This is a genomic window from Ramlibacter sp. (genome assembly GCF_028292805.1).
Taxonomy (GTDB): domain Bacteria; phylum Pseudomonadota; class Gammaproteobacteria; order Burkholderiales; family Burkholderiaceae_C; genus Ramlibacter.
Genome location: NZ_JAQGLS010000003.1, coordinates 1 through 3,231 on the forward strand (window position 1 = coordinate 1; position 3,231 = coordinate 3,231).

General features: G+C 64.1%; 3 protein-coding genes and 1 pseudogene. All 4 read right to left on the reverse strand.

Annotated features, from left to right (window positions below):
* Positions 1 to 1,205, reverse strand: a pseudogene (gene rpoB / locus JWP65_RS00060) (DNA-directed RNA polymerase subunit beta); the annotation flags it as partial.
* 240 nt (positions 1,206 to 1,445) lie between these two features.
* Positions 1,446 to 1,820 (reverse strand): 50S ribosomal protein L7/L12, encoded by a 375-nt coding sequence (gene rplL / locus JWP65_RS00065; RefSeq protein ID WP_299759158.1) that lies wholly within the window; start codon positions 1,818 to 1,820, stop codon positions 1,446 to 1,448.
* 50 nt (positions 1,821 to 1,870) lie between these two features.
* Positions 1,871 to 2,389: a 50S ribosomal protein L10 gene (gene rplJ, locus JWP65_RS00070; RefSeq protein ID WP_299759160.1), complete on the reverse strand. Its 519-nt coding sequence runs from the start codon at positions 2,387 to 2,389 to the stop codon at positions 1,871 to 1,873.
* A 282-nt stretch (positions 2,390 to 2,671) separates the two neighbouring features.
* The coding region (gene rplA / locus JWP65_RS00075; RefSeq protein WP_299759162.1) for a 50S ribosomal protein L1 at positions 2,672 to 3,231 on the reverse strand (560 nt) is incomplete at its 5' end.

Genomic DNA, 3,231 nt, shown 5'->3' on the forward strand with positions numbered 1-3,231 from the left:
GTGTCCGGGTTGTAGAACAGGCGCTGGAACAGGGCCTGCACCGCGTCCTCGGTCGGCGGCTCGCCGGGGCGCATCATGCGGTAGATGGCGACACGGGCGGCGAACTCGTCCACGGTCTCGTCCACGCGCAGGGTCTGCGACATGTACGGGCCCTGGTCCAGCTCGTTGGTGTAGATGCACTGGATTTCCTGGATGCCGGAGGTGCGCAGCTTCTTGAGCAGCAGTTCCGTCACTTCGTCGTTGGCCTTGGCGATGATCTCGCCCGTTTCCGGGTCGATGATGTTGCGGGCGACGACGCGGCCGACCAGGAAGTCTTCCGGCACCGAGATGTGGGTGGTGCCCGACTGCTCCAGCTCGCGCGTGTGGCGCACCGTGACGCGCTTGTCCTTCGGGATCACGACCGTGCCGGACTTGTCCGTGATGTCGAAGCGGGCCACTTCGCCGCGCAGGCGCTCGGCGACGAACTCCAGCTGGGCTCCGGTGTCCATCAGCCGGAAATTGTCGTTGACGAAAAAGTTCGCCAGGATGGTTTCCGGTGTCAGGCCGATCGCCTTGAGCAGGATCGTGACGGGCATCTTGCGGCGGCGGTCGACGCGGAAGTACAGCACGTCCTTCGGGTCGAACTCGAAGTCGAGCCAGGAGCCGCGGTACGGGATGATCCGTGCCGAGAACAGCAGCTTGCCCGAGCTGTGGGTCTTGCCCTTGTCGTGCTCGAAGAACACGCCTGGCGAGCGGTGCAGCTGCGAGACGATGACACGCTCGGTGCCGTTGATGATGAAGGAGCCCTTGTCGGTCATGAGCGGAACTTCGCCCATGTAGACCTCTTGCTCCTTGACTTCCTTGACCACCTTCGACTGCGACGTGGAGGACTCGCGGTCATAGATGATCAGCTGCACGCGGGCGCGCACGGCCGAGGCGTACGTCAGGCCGCGGGTCTGGCATTCGCGCACGTCGAACGCCGGCTTGGCCAGGTTGTATTCGATGAACTTCATCTCCACAAACCCGTTGTGCGAGACGATGGGGAACGCGGAGTCGAACGCGGCCTGCAGGCCCTCGATGGTGCGCTTCTGGGGGGCAAGGTCGGCTTGCAGGAAAGCGGTGTAGGCGTCCTTCTGCATCTGCAGCAGGTACGGCACTTCCAGCACGCTGTCACGCTTGCCGAAGCTCTTGCGGATGCGCTTGCGTTCGGTGTAAGAATAGGCCATGAGATCTCCGGGCTAATAGCTCGCAACTGTCGCGCCCTGGGCGGGGGCATCTTGGTGGGTTGGCCACTACCAACCTTGGCGGACGGCCTCGCGTTGCACGGGGCCCGAACCAAGCGATCTTCTGCAGTCGGGTCAGAAGACACTAGCAAGCAGCCGAAATTGGCCTGCTTGCTGCTGTCCTCTACAAGCGGCAAAGGCTGGAGGCCCTTGCGGACACTCCAGCCTCGGCGCGGGATCGAGTTACTTCAGTTCGACCTTGGCGCCGGCGTCTTCCAGCTTCTTCTTGGCGGCGTCGGCATCAGCCTTGTTCAGGCCTTCCTTGACAGCCTTGGGGGCGCCGTCGACCAGGTCCTTGGCTTCCTTGAGGCCCAGGCCGGTGATTTCGCGCACGGCCTTGATGACCTGCACCTTTTGGGCGCCGGCTTCCATCAGCTGCACGGTGAACTCGGTCTTCTCTTCGACCACCGCGGCGGCAGCGCCACCAGCGCCGGCCGGGGCCGACATCGCAGCGGCGCTCACGCCGAACTTCTCTTCGATGGCTTTCACCAGGTCGTTGAGTTCCATGACGGTCATGCTGTCCAGAGCCGTCAGAAAGCTGTCTTTATCGAATGCCATTATCTAGTTCCTGAAATAAGTTGGTCGGCGAGGGGTTAATGACTGCCTGGTCAGGCAGCCACCGCCTCTTCCTGTTGCACGGGCTCTTCCTTCTGCTTCGCCAGCGCGCCCAGCACCACGGCGGTGCGGGAGATCGGCGACATCAGAAGACCGCAAAGCTGGGCCAGCAGCACTTCCTTGGTGGGAATGGCTGCCAGTTGCTTCACGCCGTTGACGTCCAGGGCTTTGCCCGCGAACGCGCCCCCGCGAATGACCATCTTGTCGTTGGTCTTCGCGAAGTCGGCCACCACCTTGGCGGCGGCCACAGCGTCCACGGAGAAGCCGTAGATCAGCGGACCGGTCATCTGGTCACCGACGACTTCGAACTGCGTGCCCGCGACAGCGCGGCGAGCCAGGGTGTTCTTCAGAACACTCAGGCTGACGCCAGCGTTGCGCGCGGTGGTGCGCAGTTTCGTCATGTCGGCGACCGTGATGCCGCGGTATTCCGCCATCACCAGCGTTTGAGCCTTTGCGGCGAGGGCGGTCACATCGGCGACGACCGTTTCCTTCTCACTGCGATTCAAACTCAAGGTCTACTCCTTCAATGCGCCCCTCAGCGAATGCTTCGAGGCGCGGCCTGTCTTCAGCGACCAACTGTCTTTCGGAAATCTCTCGATATCTTCCAGCAGCGGGATCGCCATCTGCGTTGGCTGTCTTGCGACGATTAAGCGGGTTGCCCCGCGCCAACGGTCTTGGATGGCCCACCGGTTTCCCGGCGGCCCACCACTCCGGCCGGTTTCTTCCGAAACCGGCCTCAATCAGAGGTGCCCGAGCAATGCGCTACGCGCTCTTGGTCCGGCACCTGGCCCGACTTACGTCGGGTTCAGCGTCTGCAGGTCGACGCGGACGCCCAGGCCCATCGTCGAGGACACCGCCACCTTGCGCAGGTAGACGCCCTTGCTGGACGCCGGCTTGGCCTTGGTCAGAGCCTCGATCAGCGCCACCAGGTTTCCCTGCAGCTTGTCGTCGTCGAACGAGCGACGGCCGATGGTGCCGTGGATGATGCCGGCCTTGTCAGCACGGAACTGGACCTGGCCGGCCTTGGCGTTGCGAACCGCCGTGGCGACGTCCGGGGTCACGGTGCCGACCTTCGGGTTGGGCATCAGGCCGCGCGGACCCAGGATCTGGCCCAGCGTGCCGACCACGCGCATGGCGTCCGGCGCGGCGATGACCACGTCGAAGGGCATGTCGCCAGCCTTGACGCGGGCAGCCAGGTCGTCCATGCCGACGATATCGGCGCCGGCAGCCTTGGCTTCTTCAGCCTTGGCGCCCTGGGCGAACACGGCGACGCGCTTGGTCTTGCCGGTGCCGTTGGGCATCACGACCGCGCCGCGAACGACCTGGTCGGACTTCTTCGGGTCGATGCCCAGCT